Raw genomic sequence first — 19,620 nt, 5'->3', positions numbered from 1 at the left:
CTCCATGACCGCGACCCGTGTCCTCGTCCTCGGAGGCAAGGCCGGCATCATCCGCAAAGCCCGTGCCCTCGGCTACGAGATCGTGCACGTCCAGAAGCCGTCCGCATTCGACGCCTCCGTCGTCGAGCACTGCGCACAACTGCTGCTCGTGGACTTCCAGGACGTCCCCACCGTCACCGCACTCGTGCGCGCCCTGCACGAACAGCAGCCGTTCGCACGGGTGTTCACGCAGACCGAGGCCGCGCAGGTGGTTGCCGGGCACCTTACCGACGCCCTCGGACTGCCCGGCAACAGCGCCCGCACCACCCGCCTGCTGCACGACAAGTCCGCCCTGCGCTCCCTGCTCAACGAGCGGGGCATCGGCCCGGTCGCCACGCTGAGCCGCCCGACGCACCGGGAACTGCAGGACTTCGTGAAGGCCCACGGCGCCGCCGTCCTCAAGCCCACGATGGGCTCCGGCAGTCTCGGCGTCCGCGTGATCGGTTCGCCGGACGAGACCGACGCGGCCTGGGCCTGGCGCCAGGAGTTCGGCCTGGACGCCTTCCTCGTCGAACAGCTCCTGGTGGGCGAAGAGCTGAGCGTCGAGACCTTCTCCAGCGGCGGCCGGCACACCGTCGTCGCCGTTACCGGGAAGGAGACCGGCGGCGGCACCGTCGAACTCGGCCATGTCGTCCCCGCCACGATGACCGACCGGGACCGCGACGCGGTGCACGCCATGGTCCTCGACCTCCTGGACGCCGTCGGCCTCGTGGACGGCCCCGCGCACACCGAGCTGATCCTGACCGCCGAAGGCCCGCGGGTCGTCGAGTCGCACAGCCGCCGCGGCGGTGACCGCATCAACGAACTCGTACGGCTGGTGCACGGCGTCGACCTCGAAGAGGCCACCTACCGCCTGGCGGAGGTCCCCGACCCGCTGCCCGAGGCCGTGACCGACGGCGCGGCCGCGATCCGCTTCCTGGTCGCCCGGCCCGGCGTCGTCACCTCGGTGACCGGTGCGGGCGATGCCGAGTGCGCGCCCGGCGTCGTCGACGTCGACGTCCAGGTCGACGAGGGCGACACCGTGCACCCCCTGCGCTGGTCGGAGGACCGCTGCGGCTACGTCGTGGCGCGGGCCGAGGACGCCGCGACCGCCGTGCGCCGCGCAGCCGAGGCCGCCGCCCTCGTCACGATCACCACCGAGCCCGCCACCGGCCAGGACACCGCAACCCTCGGCGACCTCCTGGAAGAGGTCGACGAGGTCCTGGACCCGTTCGCCGCCGCGACGACCCGCGCCACCGACGCCCGCCCGCAAGGAGTACGGCAGTGAGTACGCCACAGCACCCCACCGACCCCGCACCGGAGCCGAACCGCGCCAAGCGGGTCTCCGTGGTGGTCGCCACCCGCAACCGCCCCTCGGACGTCCGCCACCTGCTGACCGCCATCGCGGCCTACGACAGCGGCGCCGTCCACGAAATCCTGCTCGTCGACGACGCCTCCGACACCCCCCTGACCCTCGACGAGGCCGCCTACCCGTTCCCGGTCCGGATCCTGCGCAACGCCACCCGCCGCGGCGCCGCCGCCAGCCGCAACCTCGCTGCCGAGGAGGCCACCGGCGACGTCCTGGCCTTCCTCGACGACGACGCACGCCCCTTGCCGGACTGGTTCCACGTCCTGGACGACGCCCTGACCACGGAACGGTCCGCGATCACCGGACGCGTCCTCCCCTTCGACAGCGGCGTAGTCGCACGCGCCCGCCAGTACCGGTACGAAGTGCGATACGCCAAGCACCCGGACTGCGGCCCTGTCACCTTCTTCGCGGGTGGCAACTCGGCCGTGTGGACCGACCGTTTCCTGGCGGCGGGAGGCTTCCCGGACATCGTCACCGCCAGCGACAACGGCCTCGTGGAGCGGCTCGCGGAGACGGGCGGACAGGTCTGCTTCGTGCCCGCCCTCCGGGTCGCGCACCGCAACAGCAAGGGCGCGGGCATCGCGTTTCGCGAGGCATGGCGGGCGGGCCGTCTGGCCCCTCGCAGCACGCCGTCGGCGGCATTGCGCCGCTTCGCCGACAGCGCACGGATTCAGCCCTGGTCGCACGACCCGGCGGCGGCAGGTCTCAACCTCGGCCTCCAGGCGGCGAATTCGCTGGCCGCGACGCTTCCGGCGGTCTGAGTGGCGACGGGGGCCACCGTCTGGCTGACCGGCCTGCCCAGTGCGGGCAAGACGACGATCGCCTGCGCGCTGGCCGAGCGGCTGCGGGCCGAAGGGCGCCGCGTCGAGGTGCTCGACGGGGACGAGATCAGGGAGTTCCTCTCCGCGGGCCTCGGTTTCAGCCGCGCGGACCGTGACACGCATCTGCGGCGGATCGGGTTCCTCGCCGAACTTCTGGCGTCCAACGGTGTGCTCGCGCTGGTGCCGGTGATCGCGCCGTACGCCGACAGCCGTGCGGCGGTACGCGAGCGGCACGAGGCGGAGGGAACGGCGTATGTCGAGGTGCATGTGGCCACGCCGGTCGAGGTGTGCTCGGTGCGCGATGTGAAGGGCTTGTACGCCAGACAGGCCGCGGGCGAGATCAGTGGTCTGACCGGGGTGGACGACCCGTACGAGGCGCCGCGGAGCCCGGATCTGCGGATCGGGTCGCAGAAGGCGACCGTGCGGGAGTCCGTGACGGCGTTGTACGCGCTGCTGACCGAGAGGGGGCTGGCATGACGGCCGTCGACTCGCTCAAGCGGGGCACGGACAGCCCCTTCGCACTGTCGCACCTGGACCTTCTGGAGTCGGAGGCGGTGCACATCCTGCGGGAGGTCGCGGGGGAGTTCGAGCGTCCGGTGGTGCTGTTCTCCGGAGGCAAGGACTCGATCGTGATGCTGCATCTGGCACTGAAGGCGTTCGCGCCGGCGCCGGTGCCGTTCCCGCTGTTGCACGTGGACACCGGGCACAACTTCCCCGAGGTGATCGACTACCGCGACCGGGTGGTGGCCGAACACGGGCTGCGGCTGCATGTGGCGTCCGTGCAGGAGTACATCGACGCCGGCAGGCTGCGCGAGCGCCCGGACGGGACGCGCAATCCGCTGCAGACGGTGCCGCTGACCGAGAGGATCGCCGCCGAACGCTTCGACGCGGTCTTCGGCGGCGGTCGGCGCGACGAGGAGAAGGCACGCGCCAAGGAGCGGGTGTTCTCGCTGCGTGACGAGTTCTCACAGTGGGATCCGCGCCGTCAGCGTCCGGAGCTGTGGCAGCTGTACAACGGCCGGCACGCACCGGGCGAGCATGTGCGTGTCTTCCCGTTGTCGAACTGGACGGAACTGGATGTGTGGCAGTACATCCAGCGCGAGCGGATCGAGCTGCCGGAGATCTATTTCGCGCATGAGCGTGAGGTCTTCCGCCGTGACGGCATGTGGCTTACGGCGGGTGAGTGGGGCGGGCCGAAGGGGGCCGAGGCGATCCAGACCCGGCTGATCCGCTACCGCACGGTGGGTGACATGTCCTGCACCGGCGCGGTGGATTCGGATGCCACCACGCTGGAGGCGGTGATCGCGGAGATCGCCGCGTCGAGGCTGACCGAGCGGGGGGCGACCCGTGCCGACGACAAGGTGTCCGAGGCCGCGATGGAAGACCGCAAGCGCGAAGGGTACTTCTAGAGATGACCAGCACCACCACCACGACCGGGCCGGCGGATGGCCTGTCGGCCACCACGCTGCTGCGTTTCGCGACCGCGGGTTCCGTCGACGACGGCAAGTCGACCCTGGTCGGCCGGCTGCTGCACGATTCGAAGTCGGTGCTGACCGACCACCTGGAGGCCGTCGAGCGCGCCTCGCGCGGCCGTGGCGGCGAGGGCCCGGACCTGGCGCTGCTGACCGACGGGTTGCGGGCGGAGCGGGAGCAGGGCATCACCATCGACGTGGCCTACCGCTACTTCGCCACCGCCCGGCGTCGGTTCATCCTGGCCGACACCCCCGGGCACGTGCAGTACACCCGCAACATGGTGACCGGCGCCTCCACCGCCGAACTCGCCGTCGTCCTCGTCGACGCCCGCAACGGCGTGGTCGAGCAGACCCGCCGCCACGCCGCCGTCGCCGCGCTCTTGCGCGTCCCGCACGTGGTGCTCGCGGTGAACAAGATGGACCTGGTGGAGTACGCCGAGCCGGTCTTCGCCAGGATCGCCGAAGAGTTCAGCACGTACGCCAGGGGCCTGGGGGTCCCGGAGATCACCGCGATCCCGGTCTCCGCGCTGGCCGGCGACAACGTGGTGGAGCCCTCCGCCCACATGGACTGGTACGGCGGCCCCACGGTCCTGGAACACCTGGAGACCGTCCCCGTCGGCCAGGATCCGGCCGGTTGCCACGCCCGCCTGCCCGTGCAGTGCGTCATCCGCCCCCGGACGCCCGGACACCCCGACTACCGCGGCTACCGCGGCTACGCCGGCCAGATCGCCGCCGGAACGCTGCGCGTGGGCCAGGACGTGACCGTGCTGCCGTCCGGCCGGACCTCGAAGATCTCCGGCCTGGACCTGCTGGGCCGGAAGGTCGACATGGCCTGGGTCCCGCAGTCGGTGACCGTCCTCCTGGAGGACGACATCGACATCTCCCGGGGCGATCTGATAGTGCCGAGCGACGACGCGCCGGCCACCACCCGGGACGTCGAGGCGACCGTCTGCCACCTCGCCGACACACCCCTCACCGTGGGCCGGCGGGTGCTGCTCAAGCACACCACTCGGACCGTCAGGGCGATCGTCGAGGACATCCCCACCCGTCTGACCCTGGACGACCTCTCCGCGCACCCCGACCCGGGACAACTGGTCGCCAACGACATCGGCACCGTGAGGGTCCGCACCGCCGAACCCCTCGCACTGGACTCCTACGCCGACTCCCGACGTACCGGGTCCTTCCTGCTGATCGACCCCGCCGACGGCACCACACTCGCCGCCGGAATGACCGGCGAATCCTTCGCCACCCCCCTGGCCGTCCGTCCGCGCGACGACGACGCCTGGGACTTCTGAGTCCGGTCCACGAGAGGACATCGCGTGCCCGCTACCCCCCTCGCCCCACGCCGCGTCGCCGCCGCCGCTGCCGGAGCCGCGCTGCTGGCCATGGCGCTCAGCGCCTGCGGCTACGGCTCCCAGGCCGTGCACGACACCACGGCCAGGACCGCGACCAAGGGCAGGAAGCTGTCCACGGACGCCGTGCGCGTCGGCTACTTCCCGAACCTCACGCACGCCACCGCCCTGATCGGCGTCCAGAAGGGCCTGATCCAGAAGGAACTCGGCGGTACGGTGCTCAAGCCGCAGATTTTCAACGCCGGTCCGTCCGAGATCGAGGCGCTGAACGGCGGCTCGATCGACATCGGCTTCATCGGCCCGTCACCGGCTGTCAACGGATACGCCAAGTCCAAGGGCACCAGCCTGCGGATCGTCTCCGGTGCGGCATCCGGCGGCGTGAAGCTCGTGGTCAACCCGGCGAGGATCAAGACCCTTGACGACGTCAAGGGTAAGAGGATCGCCACCCCGCAGCTCGGCAACACGCAGGACGTCGCGTTCCTCGACTGGGTCGCGGGCAAGGGCTGGAAGGTCGACGCCCAGAGCGGCAGGGGCGATGTCTCCGTGGTCCGTACGGACAGCAAGATCACTCCGGACGCCTACAAGTCCGGTTCCATCGACGGCGCCTGGGTGCCCGAGCCCACCGCCTCCAAGCTCGTCGGCCAAGGCGCGAAGGTACTGCTCGACGAGTCGACGCTGTGGCCGCACAAGAGGTTCGTCACCACCAACATCATCGTCAGGCAGAGCTTCCTCAGGGAGCACCCGGATGTGGTCGAGGCGGTCCTGCGCGGCTCGGTGCGGACCAACGCCTGGATCAAAACCCACCGGAGCGGCGCGAAGGCGTCGGCGAACGCCGCGCTCATGGCGCTCACCGGCAAGGAACTGGCGCCCGAGGTGATCGATCCGGCCTGGGACTCCATCCAGGTCACCGACGACCCGCTGGCCGCCACGCTCCGGACGCAGGCCGAGCACGCGGTGGCGACGGGCCTGCTCAAGCGGCCCGACCTGCACGGGATCTACGACTTGAGGTTGCTCGACAAGGTGCTCGCGGGAGAGGGCCGCCCGGCGGTGCCGGACGCGGGCCTCGGCACCGGCTGATCCCGCTGCCGGCCCTGTACCGATCCCCGCCCCATCCCCGTACCGACGCCTCCAGGAGGTGATCGACCATGTCCCTCACGCTTCCATCGTCGGCCCCCGGCGCCGCGGACGCGGCCGTGCCCCGTGCGGCCGCCCGCCTCGCGCACGTCTCGAAGTCCTTCGCGACCCCCGCCGGCGGGCAGCTCGTCCTGGACGACATCAGCCTCGACGTGGCGCCAGGGGAGTTCGTCACGCTGCTCGGAGCCTCGGGCTGCGGCAAGTCGACCCTGCTCGGTCTGGTGGCGGGGCTGGACAAGCCCAGTAACGGCAGCATCTCCACGGCCGGCCGGCCCGCGCTGATGTTCCAGGAACACGCCCTCTTCCCGTGGCTGACCGCGGGCAAGAACATCGAGCTGGCCCTGCGCCTGCGCGGCGTTGCCAAAGCCGAACGGCGCGCCGAGTCCGAGCGCCTGCTCGAGCTCGTCCGGCTCGGCGGCGCGCACGGCAAGCGCGTGCACGAGTTGTCCGGCGGCATGCGACAGCGCGTGGCCCTGGCCCGGGCCCTCGCCCAGGACAGCCGGCTCCTGCTGATGGACGAGCCGTTCGCGGCCCTCGACGCCATCACCCGGGATGTGCTCCACGAGGAACTGACCCGCGTCTGGCGTGAGACGAACGTGTCCGTGCTGTTCGTGACGCACAACGTGCGGGAGGCCGTGCGGCTCGCCCAGCGCGTGGTGCTGCTCTCCTCACGGCCGGGCCGGGTGGTCCGCGAATGGACCGTGGACATCGGGCAGCCGCGCCGCATCGAGGACGCCGCCGTTGCGGAGTTGTCCGTCGAGATCACCGAGGAACTGCGTAGGGAGATCCGCCGCCATGGCCGTCATTGAGGCAACCGGGGGTGCGGGGAAGAGCGGCCCGCCCGCGAAGGCGCCGGAGGCGAACGATCTGGCGGGCCTGGACGCGCTGGACGCGGCCCCCGTGCGCGCCCGGGCGTCCGTACGCGGGTTCCTGACGGCGAAGGTCCTGCCGCCAGTGGTGGCGATCTGCCTGGTGCTGGGCACCTGGCAGCTCCTGGTCTCGGTAAAGGTGACGACCGACGACCGGCTTCCGCCGCCGTCCGCGGTCTGGTCCGGCCTGCGGGAGATGTGGCTGCGGGGGACCCTGCTGGACGTCGTCTGGACCAGCGTGTCGCGCGGGCTGCTGGGTTTCCTGCTGGCCGTGGCGATCGGGACCCCGCTCGGTCTCGTGGTCGCCCGCTCGCGGTTCGTACGCGCCGCGGTCCGCCCGGTCCTGTCGGGCCTGCAATCGCTGCCGTCGGTGGCGTGGGTGCCCCCGGCGGTGCTGTGGCTGGGGCTGAACGACTCGATGATGTACGCGGTGGTCCTGCTCGGCGCCGTCCCCTCGATCGCCAACGGCCTCGTCGCGGGCGTCGATCAGGTGGCCCCGCTGTACCTGCGCGCCGGGCGGACGCTGGGCGCCACCGGGCTGCGCGGCACCTGGCACATCGTCCTGCCGGCCGCGTTCCCCGGCTTCCTGGCGGGGTTGAAGCAGGGCTGGGCGTTCTCCTGGCGCTCACTGATGGCGGCCGAGATCATCGCCTCCTCGCCCGATCTCGGCCTGGGGCTGGGCCAGTTGCTGGAGAACGGGCGCGACAACAGCGACATGCCGGGCGTGTTCCTGGCGATCCTCCTGATCCTGCTGGTGGGGATCGCCGTGGAGTGGCTGGCGTTCGGCCCGCTGGAGCGCCGGGTGCTCCGGACCCGGGGTCTGGCGCCCGGTGGGTGAGGCCCGGTGCCGTCGGCGAGCCGGGCTCGGATGCCGTTCAGGGGCGCCACAGGCGGTGTTCCCGGTGGGCCCATTCCCTGCTCACCGTTCCCGTTCGCAGGCCTCTTCGTGCTTCCGGGTCGGCCAGGGCCATGCCGATGTGGCCCGCGACGACCACGCCGATCGTGAGGGCCAGCCAGTCGTGGACGAAGGTCGCGGAGGTGCGCCACACCAGTGGTGTGAAGTGGGTGAACCACATCATCAGGCCCGTGCCGAGCATGACGAGCGTCGCTCCGGCGATCCAGGCCGCGTAGATCTTCTGGCCGGCGTTGAACTTGCCGGCCGGGCGCGAGCTGTGCCGTTTGTCCCGTTGGAGGGCGGCGCGCAGCCAGAGCCGGTCGTGCGGGCCGAAGCGGTTGAGGAAGCGCAGGTCGGAGCGGAAGGCGCGGGAGGCCAGGCCCAGCAGGACGGGCACCGGCAGCGCGACGCCGGCGCACTCGTGGACGCGGACGACCAGCTCGCGGCGTCCGACCAGGACCGCCAGCTGGGGAATGTAGAGGGCGGCGGCGGTCGCCACGCACACGCCCATCAGCGCCGCCGTCGTACGGTGCACCCACCGCTGGGCGGGGCCGAAGCGGCGGACCCGGGCGCTCGGCGGGGCCGGGGTCTCAGCTCGTAGGCTCATCGGTCCGTCCGTTCGAGCGGCCGACCCAGGCGTCGACGTCGTAGCCGAGGTCCTCCCAGTAGCCGGGCTTCACCCGGTCGGTGACCGTGATCCCGGAGAGCCATTTGGCCGACTTGTAGAAGTACATGGGGGCGACGTAGAGGCGGACCGGGCCGCCGTGGTCGTGGCCGATGTCCTGGTCCTGCATGCGCAGGGCGACCAGGATGTCCGGGCGGCGGGCCTGGTCGAGGGTGAGACTCTCGCTGTAGGTGCCGTCGAAGCAGGTGAAGCGGACGGCCCTGGCGGAGGAGCGGACCCCGGCGGCGTCCAGCAGACGGGAGAGACGGACGCCCTGGAAGGGGGTGCCGGGCACCCGCCAGCCGGTGACGCACTGGACGTCCCTGACCAACCGGGTCTGGGGCAGGGCGCGCAGGTCGGCGAGGGTGTAGCCGCGGGGGCGGTCGACCAGGCCGTCGATGGTGAGGCGGTAGTCGGCGGCGCTCTTGTGCGGGACGGACGCGGCGACGGAGTAGTAGCGGAAGCCGCCGCCGTTGGGCAGCAGACCGGTCAGGCCCGTCGGGTCCTTGCCGGAGACCGCGCCGAGCAGGCCCTCGGCGCCGCGTTGCAGGGTGGGCGCGGTGATGACGCCGAGCGCGCCCAGGCCCAGGGTGCCGAGGAAGACGCGTCGGCCGATCGGCCGGCCGTCCGGCTCCTCGGAGGGTTTGGGGTTCACCTGTTCATTCGAGCACTCGGGGCGTCGTGGGGCCAGAGGTCCGGGCAGCAGGTCAGCGTTCCGTAATTATTTGCGCTGCCCCAGGGCTCGGGTGCGGGCGGCGTGGAAGGCCGCCAGGGGGTCGCGGTGCGCGTAGGACCAGGGCACGCCGGTGGCGTGCCCGCCGATGCGCTGGAAGAGGGCGGCGGCCTCGGCCGGGCGGCCGGCGCAGGACAGGGCGAAGGCGAGGTGGTTGAGGTCGAGGTGGCGGCGGGGGTGTTCGTCGTGCTCCCATTCCAGCCACCAGTCGAAGGCGGTGCGCAGGACGCGGCGGGCCCGGGGTCCGGACCAGTGCCCGGAGGCGGCCGGGTCGGCGGGGGTCGGGCCGGTGGCGGCCAGCACCCGGTAGTGCTCGGCGTAGGCGACGACCGGCAGGACGGCGAGCGGGGAGTCGGCGGGGGCCTCGGCGGCGGCCCGCTCGGCGTGGTCGTAGACCTCGTGGGCGTCGGCCCGGCCGCCCGAGGGTCGTTCGGCGAGGCGGGCGATCAGCAGATGGTGGGCGTGGTGGTGCTCGGGGTGACGGCGGCGCAGTTCGGCGAAGACGGCGAACACCTCGGGCTCCGGGCCGAGGGCGCGGGCGAGCAGCAGCAGGCCGAGCCAGGGGGTGGGGTCGGCGGGGGCGAGCGTGCCGGCCGCGGCGCAGGCCTCTCGGGCCCGGTCGGGGTCCTCCTTGCCGCGCAGGGCACGCTGGACCAGGGCCATGGCGTACAGGGCGGCGGCGTCGGCGGACTCGGGCTCGGCCCGTATCCAGTCCTCGGCCAAGGCGGCGGCGTGGGGGTCGCGGGCGAGCACGGTGAGGCGGTGGCCTCGGCGGTCCCAGTCGTCGCCGGTGTGCAGCAGCAGGGCACGGGCGGTCTGCCGTCGGCCCTGGGCCAGCGCGGCCCGGGCGGTGCGCAACGCCGCGTCGTCGAGCGCGTCGTCCAAGGCGTCCGTAGAGGCGTCGCCTAAGGCGTCGTCGGGGGCGCCGGGGCCGGCCGGGGCGGTGTCGCCGGGCGGGTCCGTGGGGGCGCTGCGGGCGCCGAGCAGAGACGAGAGTGGGGGCACCGCGGGACTTCCTGTTTCTCGGGCTGCCATCGGCCGATCACTCACAGCAAACCCCCAGCCAAGGATCACGTCAAGCGGAACCGTGATGTTGCCAGCTTCAACTACCCTCCGGGAAGGGGTACTTGAGGACCAACCGCGCAAGGGGACCATCCGGAAGCCGGGGTCCGGGCGGCGGCCTGTGGCGTACGCCATGGCGCGCGGCGCCCCGGCCACCGACGATGGCCGGACGGTTCCGCCACCGCCCCGGCTCCCCCGTGCGTCCGACCGGCGGCGTGACCGAATCAACCGCCCGGTTGCGGGTACTCTCCGGGTCAATGCCGACCGGGAGCGCTACAGTCGGCCACTACGCGTCCGTGGTCCGGCCGGATGATCGAGGTACGCAGCGTGTCCGTTCTGGTTCTCCTCCTCGCCGTGGGTGCGGCCTGCTGTCTGGGTTTCGGGTTCGTGCTCCAGCAGAACGTCGCACAGCGGGCACCCCTCGACGACTTCCTCTCCCCCCGGCTACTGCTCGACCTGATGCGGGTGCCGCGCTGGCTGGGCGGCCTCGGTCTGATGGTGGCCGGCATGGTGCTGGGCGCCGTCGCCCTGGGCAAGGGCGAGATCTCCCTGGTCGAACCGCTGCTCGCGACCAACCTGCTGTTCGCGCTCGCCCTCTCCCGCCACCAGACCAAGCAGTCCTTGGGCCGCCAGGGCTGGGCCGGGCTGCTGCTGCTCGCCGGCGGGGTGAGCGCGTTCATCCTGGCGGGCCAACCACGCGGCGGCACCGCCATCGCCGACCCGCTGCGGCACTGGCTGATCATCGGTGCCATGGTGGGTGTGGCGCTGGTGCTCACGGCGTACGCCAAGCGTTCCCGGCTCAGCTGGGGCCCGGTACTGCTGGCCACCGCGGCCGGGCTGCTGTACGGCGTACAGGACGCGCTGACCCGGGTGAGCGGCACGCTCTTCGGCGAGGGCGGCTTCCCGGAGCTGCTCACCAGCTGGCAGCCGTACGGTGTGCTGGCCTGCGGGGTCACCGGGCTGATACTGGTGCAGAGCGCGTTCGAGACGGCGCCCCTGCGTATGTCGCTGCCCGCGCTCACGGCGGCCGAGCCGCTGGCCGGGATCCTGTGCGGGGTGGGCTTCCTCGGCGACCGGCTGCGCACCGACACCGGGGCGCTGGCCTGGCAGGCGGCCGGACTCGCGGCGGCGGTTGCGGGCATCGTGCTGCTCGGGTTGCACCCGGCGATGCCGTGCGGCACGACGGAAACGGAACCCCCGGCCAGGGACCTCCAGCGCCGCTGACTCCGCCCGGCGGCCCCGGACCACGAACCACCAAACCCCACCCACACCCTCCAGCCCCGGCCCCGCGACGCCCCCTCCGGTCCCCGGGCCCCGGGACGCCGACCCCACCCCGGCCCCGGGCCGCCCCGCGGCCGACCCCATCTCGGCCCCCGTTCCCCCCGCGACGCCGAACCCCACCCACACCCACCAGCCCCGGCCCCGCCACGCCCCACCTCCGGTCCCCGGACCCCGCGACGCCGACCCCACCCCGGCCCCAGGCCGCCCCGCGACGCCCAACCACGTCCGCAATGCCCAGCTCACGACCCCGACGACACCAAGCCGCCCTCAGTCCCCGGCCAGGCCCTCCGCGACACCAAGGCCACCTGCATGGACGGGCCGGCCTCGACGCCCCCGAACCCCGCCCGCGACCACCAGCCCCGAGCCCCGGGCCCCGCGACGCCGACCCCACCCCGCCCCCCGGGCCGCCCCGCGACGCCGAACCCCGCTCGCAACGCCCAGCCCACGACCCCAACGACGTCGCCCCTTAAGCCCTCGGCCTACGACCCGAGCCCCCCTCAGCGCCCGGCCAGCCCCCTCCCCCGCGACACCCGACCCCAGCCCCCGCACCCCCCCCAGCCCCGGACCCCCGCGACGCCGAAACCCACCCGCGCCCCGAGCCCACGCCCCCAACGACGCCAAGCCCCCCGCCCCCCGCCAGGGCCCCGGCGCCGGGGGCGCCTGGTTGGATGGGGGTATGAATCCCGCTGACGAGATCCTCGACGTCGTCGACGAGAAGGACGAGGTCGTCGCCCAGTACCCGCGTGGCGAGGTGTACGCCCGCGGGCTGCGCCACCGCTGCGTCTTCGTCCAGGCCCGGGACGCGGACGGCCGGCTCTTCGTGCACCGGCGCACGGCGACCAAGCTGGTGTTCCCCGCCCTGTACGACATGTTCGTCGGCGGGGTCGTCGGGGCGGGCGAGTCCTACGACGAGGCCGCCCTGCGGGAGGCGGAGGAGGAGCTGGGGGTGAGCGGACTGCCCCGGCCGGCGTTCCTCTTCAAGTTCCTGTACGACGACGGAGCCGGCAAGAGCTGGTGGTCGGCGGTGTACGAGGTGCGCTGCGAGCTGCCGGTACGGCCCCAGGTGGAGGAGGTCCAGTGGTACGGCTTCCTGTCCGAGGAGGAGGTCGAGGCGCGGCTCGGCACGTGGGAGTGGGTGCCGGACGGGCTGGCCGCCCACGAGAGGCTGGGGGCGTTCCGGGCCGGACGGTGAGCCGCCGGTAGGGTCGTCGGTGTGAGCGAGTTCGTGCGGAACATCCGGCTGTGGTTCGCGCCCGACCAGGTGCGGGAAGAGGGTGCCACACCCGACTACCGTTTCTCGCTGGCCAACGAGCGCACCTTCCTCGCGTGGCTGCGGACCGCGCTCGCGCTGATCGGCGGCGGATTCGCGGTGGACCAGTTCCTGCCGGACCTGCGCTGGGCGTGGCGGGTGGGGCTGGCGCTCGCGCTGCTGGGGGCCGGCGTGCTCTGCTCGCTGCGGGCCGTGAACCACTGGGTGCGCTGCGAGCGGGCCATGCGGCGCGGCGAGGACCTGCCCGTGTCCCGCTTCCCGGTGCTGCTGAGTGTGGTCGTGGCGGTGGTGGCCGTCGCGATGGTCGTCGTGGTGCTGGTCGGATGGGAGGGGTGAGCCCCGCCGGCCGGGATTCCGGGCTGCAGCCCGAGCGCACCCGGCTGGCCTGGCGCCGCACGACCCTGTCCGCCACCGTGGCCGCCGTCCTCGCGGTGAGGACCGCGCTGCATGGCGCCTCGGCCGCCGGAATCGTCGTCGCCGCGGTGTGCTGCGCGCTGTGGCTGGGCTTCCTGCGGGTGGCCCACCACCGCATCCGGCCCCTGTCCCTCGGCGGCCCGCCGGCCGCCCTCGCCCCTCGCCTCGCGGTGGCGGCGGTGCTGTGCGCGGTGGGGCTGGCGGTGTGCGCTGCCGTGCTGGTGGCCTGAGGAACGGTCCGGGCCATGTCCGGCGGGCCCGCCACATAGCCGGGATGCCCCGATATGTGCCGTTCGCGTGGCAGCCTGTCCGTCGTCAGCACCCCGCACCCGAAGGCGAGCATCATGACCACCCTTCACCAGGAACACGGCGAGCACTGGACGCACAGCCACGGTCCGGACTGCGGGCACACGGCCGTGCGGCACGACGACCACCTCGACTACGCGCACGACGGCCATCTGCACCGGGAGCACGCCGGCCACTGGGACGAGTGCGAGCCGGCCGGGCACACCAAGCACGAGGACCACGAGCACGAACACCACGACGAGTGCGGGCACGCGCGGGTACGCCACGGCGACCACGTCGACTATCTGCACGACGGGCACCGGCACGCCGCGCACGAAGACCACTGGGACGACCACTGACCTCACCGGCGGACGATGGACGGCGGCTCCCCGGACACATGCCGGGAGCCGCCCGGCCCAGGGTGGCCCCGGTCACGTTTCGCACCACGTTCGGCTCACGCACTGGACGACATACCGACCGGTCGGCATCATGAGTCGGGTCCAGTTCCTCCGTTCGTAGGAGAGATGTATGAGCGCCGACCACCCGCCCGGACTCGACGTGGACCGGCTGCGCGCCCTGCTCGACCGCGAGCGCCCCGGTCTGGTGAACGGCCCCCTGTCCGGCCGGCTGGTCGAGGGTGGACGGTCGAACCTCACCTACGCGCTGACCGACGGCACCTCGAAATGGGTCGTACGGCGCCCCCCGCTCGGCCATGTCCTGGCCACCGCGCACGACATGAGGCGCGAGCACCGGGTGATCAGCGCACTGCACCCGACGAACGTGCCGGTCCCGCGCCCGGTGCTGCTGTGCGAGGACGAGGAGGTGCTCGGAGCGCCGTTCTACGTCATGGAGTTCGTCGAGGGCACCCCGTACCGCACCGCCCAGCAGCTCGCCCCGCTCGGCCCGGAGCGCACCCGCGGCGCGGTGCTGTCCCTGGTGGACACCCTGGTCGAGCTGCACGCGGTGGACCCCGCCGGGGTGGGCCTCGCGGACTTCGGCCGGCCGGAGGGCTTCCTGGACCGGCAACTGCGCCGCTGGGGAAAGCAGTTGGACGCGTCCCGCAACCGGGAGCTGGCCGGTGTCGACGAGCTGCACGCGGCCCTCGGGCGCGCCCTGCCCGTCTCCCCCGCGCCCACCGTCGTACACGGCGACTACCGGCTGGACAACGTCCTGATCGGCGCCGACGACACCATCAACGCGGTCCTCGACTGGGAGATGTCGACGCTCGGCGATCCGTTGACCGACCTCGGTCTGCTGGTGATGTACAGCCGGCCGCTGGGCATGCCCGACTCGCCCGTCTCCACCACCGCCGAGGCCCCGGGACACCCCACCCCGCGGGAGCTGATCGAGCGCTATGCCGCCGGCTCGGGACGCGACGTCCGCGACATCTCCTGGTACACGGCGTTCGCCTGGTTCAAGCTCGCCGTGATCCTGGAGGGCATCCACTACCGGTACACCCTCGGCCAGACGGTGGGACGCGGCTTCGACCGCATCGGCGAACTCGTGCCGGTCTTCATCGACCACGGACTGACGACTCTTCAGGAAGGCTGACCGACATGGACTTCGCGTTCGACGCGCGCACGGAGGAACTGCGGGCCAGGCTCCTCGCCTTCATGGACGAGCACGTGTACCCGGCCGAGACGGTCGCCGAGGAGCAGCGGGCCGCGCTGGCCTCCCCCTGGGACACCCCGGCGGTGGTCGGGGAGTTGAAGGCCGAGGCCCGCAGGCAGGGCCTGTGGAACCTGTTCCTCCCCGACGCCGGCTACGGTGCCGGGCTGACGAACCTCCAGTACGCCCCGCTGGCCGAGATCACCGGCCGCTCCCCGCACCTCGCGCCGACCGCGACCAACTGCGCGGCGCCCGACACCGGGAACATGGAGGTGCTGACGCAGTTCGGCAGCGAGCAGCAGAAGAAGCAGTGGCTGGAGCCGCTGCTGGCCGGTGAGATCCGTTCGGCGTTCGCGATGACCGAGCCCGAGGTGGCCTCCTCCGACGCCACGAACATCACCACGCGCATCGAGCGGGCCACCGACGGCTCGGACGAGTACGTCATCACCGGCCGCAAGTGGTACATCTCCGGGGCGATGAACCCCGACTGCAAGATCTTCATCGTGATGGGCAAGACGGACCCGGACGGGCCGGACATCCGCCGCCAGCAGTCCATGGTGCTGGTCCCGCGCGACACCCCGGGCGTGACCGTGAAGCGCGCGATGCGGGTCTTCGGTTACGAGGACCACTCCCACGGCGGCCACGCCGAGGTGGTCTTCGACCACGCGCGCGTACCGGCGTCGAACCTGATCGGCGAGGAGGGCGGCGGCTTCGCCATCGCCCAGGCCCGGCTCGGCCCCGGCCGGATCCACCACTGCATGCGGCTGATCGGCATCGCCGAGCGGGCGATCGAGCTGATGTGCCGGCGCGCGGTGTCCCGGACGGCGTTCGGCAAGGCGCTGGCCCAGCAGGGCGTCGTACAGGAGTGGATCGCGGACGCCCGGGTCACCGTCGAGCAGCTGCGGCTGCTGGTGCTGAAGACGGCCTGGCTGATGGACACCGTCGGCAACCGCGGCGCCCACACGGAGATCCAGGCCATCAAGATCGCCACTCCGCGTGCGGTGGTCGGCATCCTGGACCGCGCGATCCAGTTGCACGGCGCGGGCGGGGTGAGCCAGGACTTCCCGCTGGCGGAGCTGTACGCGAGCGCCCGCACCCTGATGCTCGCCGACGGCCCGGACGAGGTGCACCAGCGGTCGCTGGCGCGCAGGGAGTTGAAGAAGTACCTGTAGGGCGGTGCGCGTGAGGGGCGGTCTCGGCGGAGGCCGCCCCTCATGTGCGCCCCTGGCAGGGGGGTGGGGCCCGTCAGGGGCCGACGCCCTTCGCCGTCACGGGCGCAGGGCCCGCAGCAGCAGGTCGGCGAGCTGGTCGGCGAGCTGCTGGGGGGTGAGGGGGCCGTCGGGGCGGTACCAGGTCGACAGGTGGTGGACGGAACCGAAGTGGTAGTCCACGACCAGGTCGGCCGGGGTCGCCGTGGAGAACACGCCCGCCTGCTGGCCCTCTTCGATGAGCGCGCGGAAGCGTTCGTGATAGCGGCGGCGCTCGGCGCGGACCTGCTTGTTCTTCTCCGGGCTCAGCTGGTGCATGGAGCGGAAGAAGATCATGGCGTCGTCGAGGTGCTCGATCGTGGTGACCACGACGTCCGCCGCGGCGGCTCTGAGCCGCTGGTCGACCGGCTCGTCGGCGCCCGCGAACGCGTCGAGGCGCTCCTGCTGCACCCGCAGCATGCGGGCGTAGACCTCGTGCAGCAGGTCGTCCTTGGAGCCGAAGTAGTGGTACAGCGCTCCCTTGGTGACGCCGGCGGCCTCCACGATCTCCTGCACGGAGGTACGGTCGTATCCCTGCTCGGCGAAGAGCCGGGTGGCGGCGGCCAGCAGCCGCTGCGGGACGGGCAGGCCGTCTCCGTCCGTCGTCCTGGGCACTTCCGCCACCTGCCTTTCCTCGTCGCCTACTGACCGGCGTCGCTGTCGTCGCGCGCGCGGGAACGCAGTTCCCGACGGAGGATCTTCCCACTGGCCGTCTTGGGCAGGTCGGGCAGGATCTCCACCTGGCGCGGGTATTTATAGGCGGCCAGTCTCTCCTTGCAGTACACCGCGAGTTCATCCGGGTCCGTCCCGGCGCCCGGACGGAGGCTGATATAGGCCTTGACGGTCTCCCCACGATAGCCGTCGGGTACGCCGACGACGGCCGCCTCGCGCACCGCCGGATGGGTGTAGAGGACGTCCTCGACCTCGCGCGGCCACACCTTGAAACCGGACGCGTTGATCATGTCCTTCTTGCGGTCGACGACGTACAGCCAGCCCTGGGCGTCCATGAAGCCGATGTCACCGGTGCGCAGCTCCCCGTCCGGGAAGGTCTCGGCGGTGGCCTCGGGGCGCCGCCAGTAGCCGGGGACCACCTGGGGGCCGCGGACGACGATCTCCCCCTGCTCGCCGAAGGGGACCTCCTCGCCCCGCTCGTCCAGGATCCGCACGAGGGTGTCCGCGCCGGGCAGGCCCACGGACAGCGTCCCGGAGACGGGGTCGACGGGTGCTTCCAGGCCGGGCGGGACCGAGGCGCAGGGGGCGGTGCACTCGGTGAGGCCGTAGCCGACGCGGATGTACGGCCCGAGACGCTCCCGGAACCGCTCCACCAGGGCCGGCGGCACGGGGGCGCCGCCCGAGGAGAGGTTCACGAAGGAGGTGAAGTGCTCGGGGGTGACGTCCGGATGGGCGGCCAGCGCCATGTAGGCGGTGGACGGGCCGACCGTGTAGTGCGGACGGTGCTCGGCGAACGCCTCCAGGACGACCCCGGCGTCGAAGCGGTAGGCGAGCACCAGGGTGCCCGCGCTGTTCAGGCACGCGCCGAACTGGCAGACCATGCCGGTGATGTGGAACAGCGGCGCCAGGGCGTAGTAGACCGGCGTCCCGGGCAGGTCCAGGCCGGTGCGCTGCCGCTCGGCGTTGTACATGATGTTGCGGTGGGTGTTGGTGGCGCCCTTGGGGGTGCCGCTGGTGCCCGAGGTGTAGCTGATCAGCGCGATGTCGTCCGGGCGCGGCGCACGGCCCTCGGGTGCCTTGCCGCCCTGCCGGGCGACGGCCACGAGGTCGTCGGCGTCGGGGGCCTGCGGCAGCCGCTCGAAGGCGAGGACACGCGGGTCGTCGCGGGTCTGGAAGTCCAGCTCGCAGCCGGTCAGCACGATCCGCACCGGCGACTGTGCGGCCGTGTCCCTGAGGTAGGCCGCCCAGGCGCGGTCGGAGCAGATCAGGGCGGCCACCTCGCCGTCCCGCAGGATGTGCGCCATCTCGGCCGACTTGTACATGGGGTTGACGGGGACGACGGTCGCGCCCGCCTTCCAGGCGCCGAGGACGGCCAGGACGAAGTGCGGGGAGTTCTGCAGGAGCACGGCGACCCGGTCGCCGGGGGCCAGGCCGCGCCCGGCGAGATGGGCGGCGACGGAGTCGCTCAGCTCGTCCACCTCGCGGTAGGTCAGCCGGCCGTCGAAGTAGGCGAGGAAGGTCCGCTCGGGGGCCTCGGCCACCGCCCGGCGCAGGGCGTGCACGAGGGAGTCGGCCGGGTCCACGGGGGCGCGCTGGGCGTCGTCGAGGAGGGCCAGCCAGGGGCGGGCCGCGTACCGGGAGGCGGTCACCGGGCACCCTCCCACGCGCGCTGGAGGTGGTTCATGCCGGCCAGCCAGCGTTCGGGGTCGCCGGCCCGGGCCTGGTAGAAGCCGGCCACCTCGGGGTGCGGCAGGATCAGGAAGCGGTCCTCCTCGATGCCCCGGAAGAGGGCGCTCGCGACGTCGTCCGGTTCGATCGCGGTCGGCTGGAGCACCAGGTCGCCGGCGCTGCCGGTGGCGGCCAGCATGTCGGTGCGCACGCCCTGCGGACAGATGGCGTGCACCTTCAGGCCCCGGTGCCGATAGGTGAGGGACAGCCACTCGGCGAAGGCGTAGGCGCCGTGTTTGGTGACGCTGTAGGAGGGCGCGCCGATCATGGTGAGCAGCCCGGCGGCCGACACCGTGGACACGAACCGGCCGTCGCCCCGTTCCAGCCAGTCCGGGAGGAGGGCGTGGGCCGCGCGGACGTGGGCCATCACGTTGACGTCCCAGGAGGCCGCCCAGCTCCCCTCCTCCAGCGGCGAGGCGGCGTCACCGTCCTCGAAGGCGACACCGGCGTTGGCGCAGTAGACGTCGACGGTGCCGCCGAGCGCGTCGCGCGCGTCGCCGACGATCGCGGAGGCGTCGCCCGGCACGGCGATCCCGCCGATCTCCCCGGCGACCGCCTCGGCCCTCTTGGCGTCCAGGTCGTTGACCACGACCCGGGCGCCGGCGGCCGCGAACCTCCGGGCCAGCGCGGCCCCGATCCCGCCTCCGGCGCCGGTCACCACCACTCCCGCGTCCTGCACGGCTTCCACCACTGGTCTCCTTCGACACGGTGCGAATCGGCTCTTCC

21 protein-coding genes are annotated in these 19,620 nt (G+C 72.6%); 15 read left to right on the top strand and 6 right to left on the bottom strand.

What is annotated here, in order from left to right; translation table 11 throughout:
• Nucleotides 1–4: 4 nt before the first annotated feature.
• From ACIBA9_RS33685 to ACIBA9_RS33650, 8 genes are all read left to right on the top strand, one after another.
• Complete coding sequence (locus ACIBA9_RS33685) at nt 5–1,306, top strand: ATP-grasp domain-containing protein (protein WP_399369035.1); 1,302 nt, start codon at nt 5–7, stop codon at nt 1,304–1,306.
• On the top strand, nt 1,303–2,148 hold the full coding sequence (locus tag ACIBA9_RS33680; RefSeq protein ID WP_399369033.1) for a glycosyltransferase: 846 nt from the start codon (nt 1,303–1,305) through the stop codon (nt 2,146–2,148). The genes ACIBA9_RS33685 and ACIBA9_RS33680 overlap by 4 nt, the downstream gene beginning before the upstream one ends.
• The gene (gene cysC, locus ACIBA9_RS33675; RefSeq protein WP_399369031.1) at nt 2,149–2,685 is read left to right on the top strand and encodes an adenylyl-sulfate kinase; all 537 of its coding nucleotides are present in this window, start codon (nt 2,149–2,151) and stop codon (nt 2,683–2,685) included.
• Complete coding sequence (gene cysD / locus ACIBA9_RS33670; RefSeq protein WP_399369029.1) at nt 2,682–3,617, top strand: sulfate adenylyltransferase subunit CysD; 936 nt, start codon at nt 2,682–2,684, stop codon at nt 3,615–3,617. The genes cysC and cysD overlap by 4 nt, the downstream gene beginning before the upstream one ends.
• Nucleotides 3,618–3,619: 2 nt before the next feature.
• Complete coding sequence (locus ACIBA9_RS33665) at nt 3,620–4,975, top strand: sulfate adenylyltransferase subunit 1 (protein ID WP_399369027.1); 1,356 nt, start codon at nt 3,620–3,622, stop codon at nt 4,973–4,975.
• 90 nt (nt 4,976–5,065) lie between these two features.
• A complete protein-coding gene (locus tag ACIBA9_RS33660) occupies nt 5,066–6,109 on the top strand; it encodes an ABC transporter substrate-binding protein (protein ID WP_399369111.1) in 1,044 nt (347 codons plus the stop codon).
• A gap of 68 nt (nt 6,110–6,177) precedes the next feature.
• Entirely contained in the window at nt 6,178–6,975 is a 798-nt protein-coding gene (locus tag ACIBA9_RS33655) for an ABC transporter ATP-binding protein (RefSeq protein WP_399369025.1), read from the top strand.
• A complete protein-coding gene (locus ACIBA9_RS33650; protein ID WP_399369023.1) occupies nt 6,962–7,873 on the top strand; it encodes an ABC transporter permease in 912 nt (303 codons plus the stop codon). The genes ACIBA9_RS33655 and ACIBA9_RS33650 overlap by 14 nt, the downstream gene beginning before the upstream one ends.
• Before the next feature lie 37 nt (nt 7,874–7,910).
• On the opposite strand, the gene ACIBA9_RS33645 is transcribed toward ACIBA9_RS33650, so the two are convergent.
• The 3 genes from ACIBA9_RS33645 to ACIBA9_RS33635 all read right to left on the bottom strand — a co-directional run bounded on the left by ACIBA9_RS33645 (nt 7,911) and on the right by ACIBA9_RS33635 (nt 10,332).
• Nucleotides 7,911–8,537 (bottom strand): cytochrome b/b6 domain-containing protein, encoded by a 627-nt coding sequence (locus ACIBA9_RS33645; RefSeq protein WP_399369021.1) that lies wholly within the window; start codon nt 8,535–8,537, stop codon nt 7,911–7,913.
• Entirely contained in the window at nt 8,521–9,249 is a 729-nt protein-coding gene (locus ACIBA9_RS33640; RefSeq protein WP_399369019.1) for a molybdopterin-dependent oxidoreductase, read from the bottom strand. The genes ACIBA9_RS33645 and ACIBA9_RS33640 overlap by 17 nt, the downstream gene beginning before the upstream one ends.
• A 66-nt stretch (nt 9,250–9,315) precedes the next feature.
• Complete coding sequence (locus ACIBA9_RS33635; RefSeq protein ID WP_399369017.1) at nt 9,316–10,332, bottom strand: hypothetical protein; 1,017 nt, start codon at nt 10,330–10,332, stop codon at nt 9,316–9,318.
• Between the two features lie 384 nt (nt 10,333–10,716).
• On the opposite strand from ACIBA9_RS33635, the gene ACIBA9_RS33630 reads away from it, so the two are divergent.
• The 7 genes from ACIBA9_RS33630 (at nt 10,717) to ACIBA9_RS33600 (ending at nt 16,419) form a co-directional block, all read left to right on the top strand.
• Nucleotides 10,717–11,613 carry a DMT family transporter gene (locus ACIBA9_RS33630; RefSeq protein ID WP_399369015.1) on the top strand — a complete coding sequence of 299 codons (897 nt, stop codon included), beginning with the start codon at nt 10,717–10,719 and terminating at the stop codon, nt 11,611–11,613.
• A 733-nt stretch (nt 11,614–12,346) separates the two neighbouring features.
• Entirely contained in the window at nt 12,347–12,862 is a 516-nt protein-coding gene (locus tag ACIBA9_RS33625) for an NUDIX domain-containing protein (RefSeq protein WP_393901937.1), read from the top strand.
• A gap of 21 nt (nt 12,863–12,883) precedes the next feature.
• Nucleotides 12,884–13,276 (top strand): YidH family protein, encoded by a 393-nt coding sequence (locus tag ACIBA9_RS33620; protein ID WP_399369013.1) that lies wholly within the window; start codon nt 12,884–12,886, stop codon nt 13,274–13,276.
• On the top strand, nt 13,264–13,584 hold the full coding sequence (locus tag ACIBA9_RS33615; RefSeq protein WP_393901935.1) for a DUF202 domain-containing protein: 321 nt from the start codon (nt 13,264–13,266) through the stop codon (nt 13,582–13,584). The genes ACIBA9_RS33620 and ACIBA9_RS33615 overlap by 13 nt, the downstream gene beginning before the upstream one ends.
• A 114-nt stretch (nt 13,585–13,698) precedes the next feature.
• Nucleotides 13,699–13,998, top strand: coding sequence for a hypothetical protein (locus tag ACIBA9_RS33610; RefSeq protein ID WP_399369011.1), 300 nt, complete (start codon nt 13,699–13,701; stop codon nt 13,996–13,998).
• Nucleotides 13,999–14,167: 169 nt separating this feature from the next.
• The gene (locus ACIBA9_RS33605; RefSeq protein ID WP_393901933.1) at nt 14,168–15,190 is read left to right on the top strand and encodes a phosphotransferase family protein; all 1,023 of its coding nucleotides are present in this window, start codon (nt 14,168–14,170) and stop codon (nt 15,188–15,190) included.
• 5 nt (nt 15,191–15,195) lie between these two features.
• On the top strand, nt 15,196–16,419 hold the full coding sequence (locus tag ACIBA9_RS33600) for an acyl-CoA dehydrogenase family protein (protein WP_399369008.1): 1,224 nt from the start codon (nt 15,196–15,198) through the stop codon (nt 16,417–16,419).
• A 96-nt stretch (nt 16,420–16,515) separates the two neighbouring features.
• Here ACIBA9_RS33600 and ACIBA9_RS33595 read toward each other — a convergent pair whose 3' ends face one another.
• The 3 genes from ACIBA9_RS33595 to ACIBA9_RS33585 are packed head-to-tail and all read right to left on the bottom strand — an operon-like array spanning nt 16,516 to nt 19,585.
• Nucleotides 16,516–17,109, bottom strand: coding sequence for a TetR/AcrR family transcriptional regulator (locus ACIBA9_RS33595; RefSeq protein WP_399369007.1), 594 nt, complete (start codon nt 17,107–17,109; stop codon nt 16,516–16,518).
• Between the two features lie 26 nt (nt 17,110–17,135).
• Entirely contained in the window at nt 17,136–18,815 is a 1,680-nt protein-coding gene (locus ACIBA9_RS33590; RefSeq protein WP_399369005.1) for a class I adenylate-forming enzyme family protein, read from the bottom strand.
• Nucleotides 18,812–19,585 (bottom strand): SDR family oxidoreductase, encoded by a 774-nt coding sequence (locus ACIBA9_RS33585; protein WP_393901930.1) that lies wholly within the window; start codon nt 19,583–19,585, stop codon nt 18,812–18,814. Before ACIBA9_RS33585 ends, ACIBA9_RS33590 begins: the two co-directional genes overlap by 4 nt.
• Between the last annotated feature and the right edge of the window lie 35 nt (nt 19,586–19,620).

Origin of the sequence: Streptomyces sp. NPDC051452, assembly GCF_044454765.1 — a bacterium.
Lineage (GTDB): Bacteria > Actinomycetota > Actinomycetes > Streptomycetales > Streptomycetaceae > Streptomyces.
The sequence above is the reverse complement of the archived record's forward strand: the minus strand, read 5'-3'. Positions and strand labels throughout refer to the sequence as shown.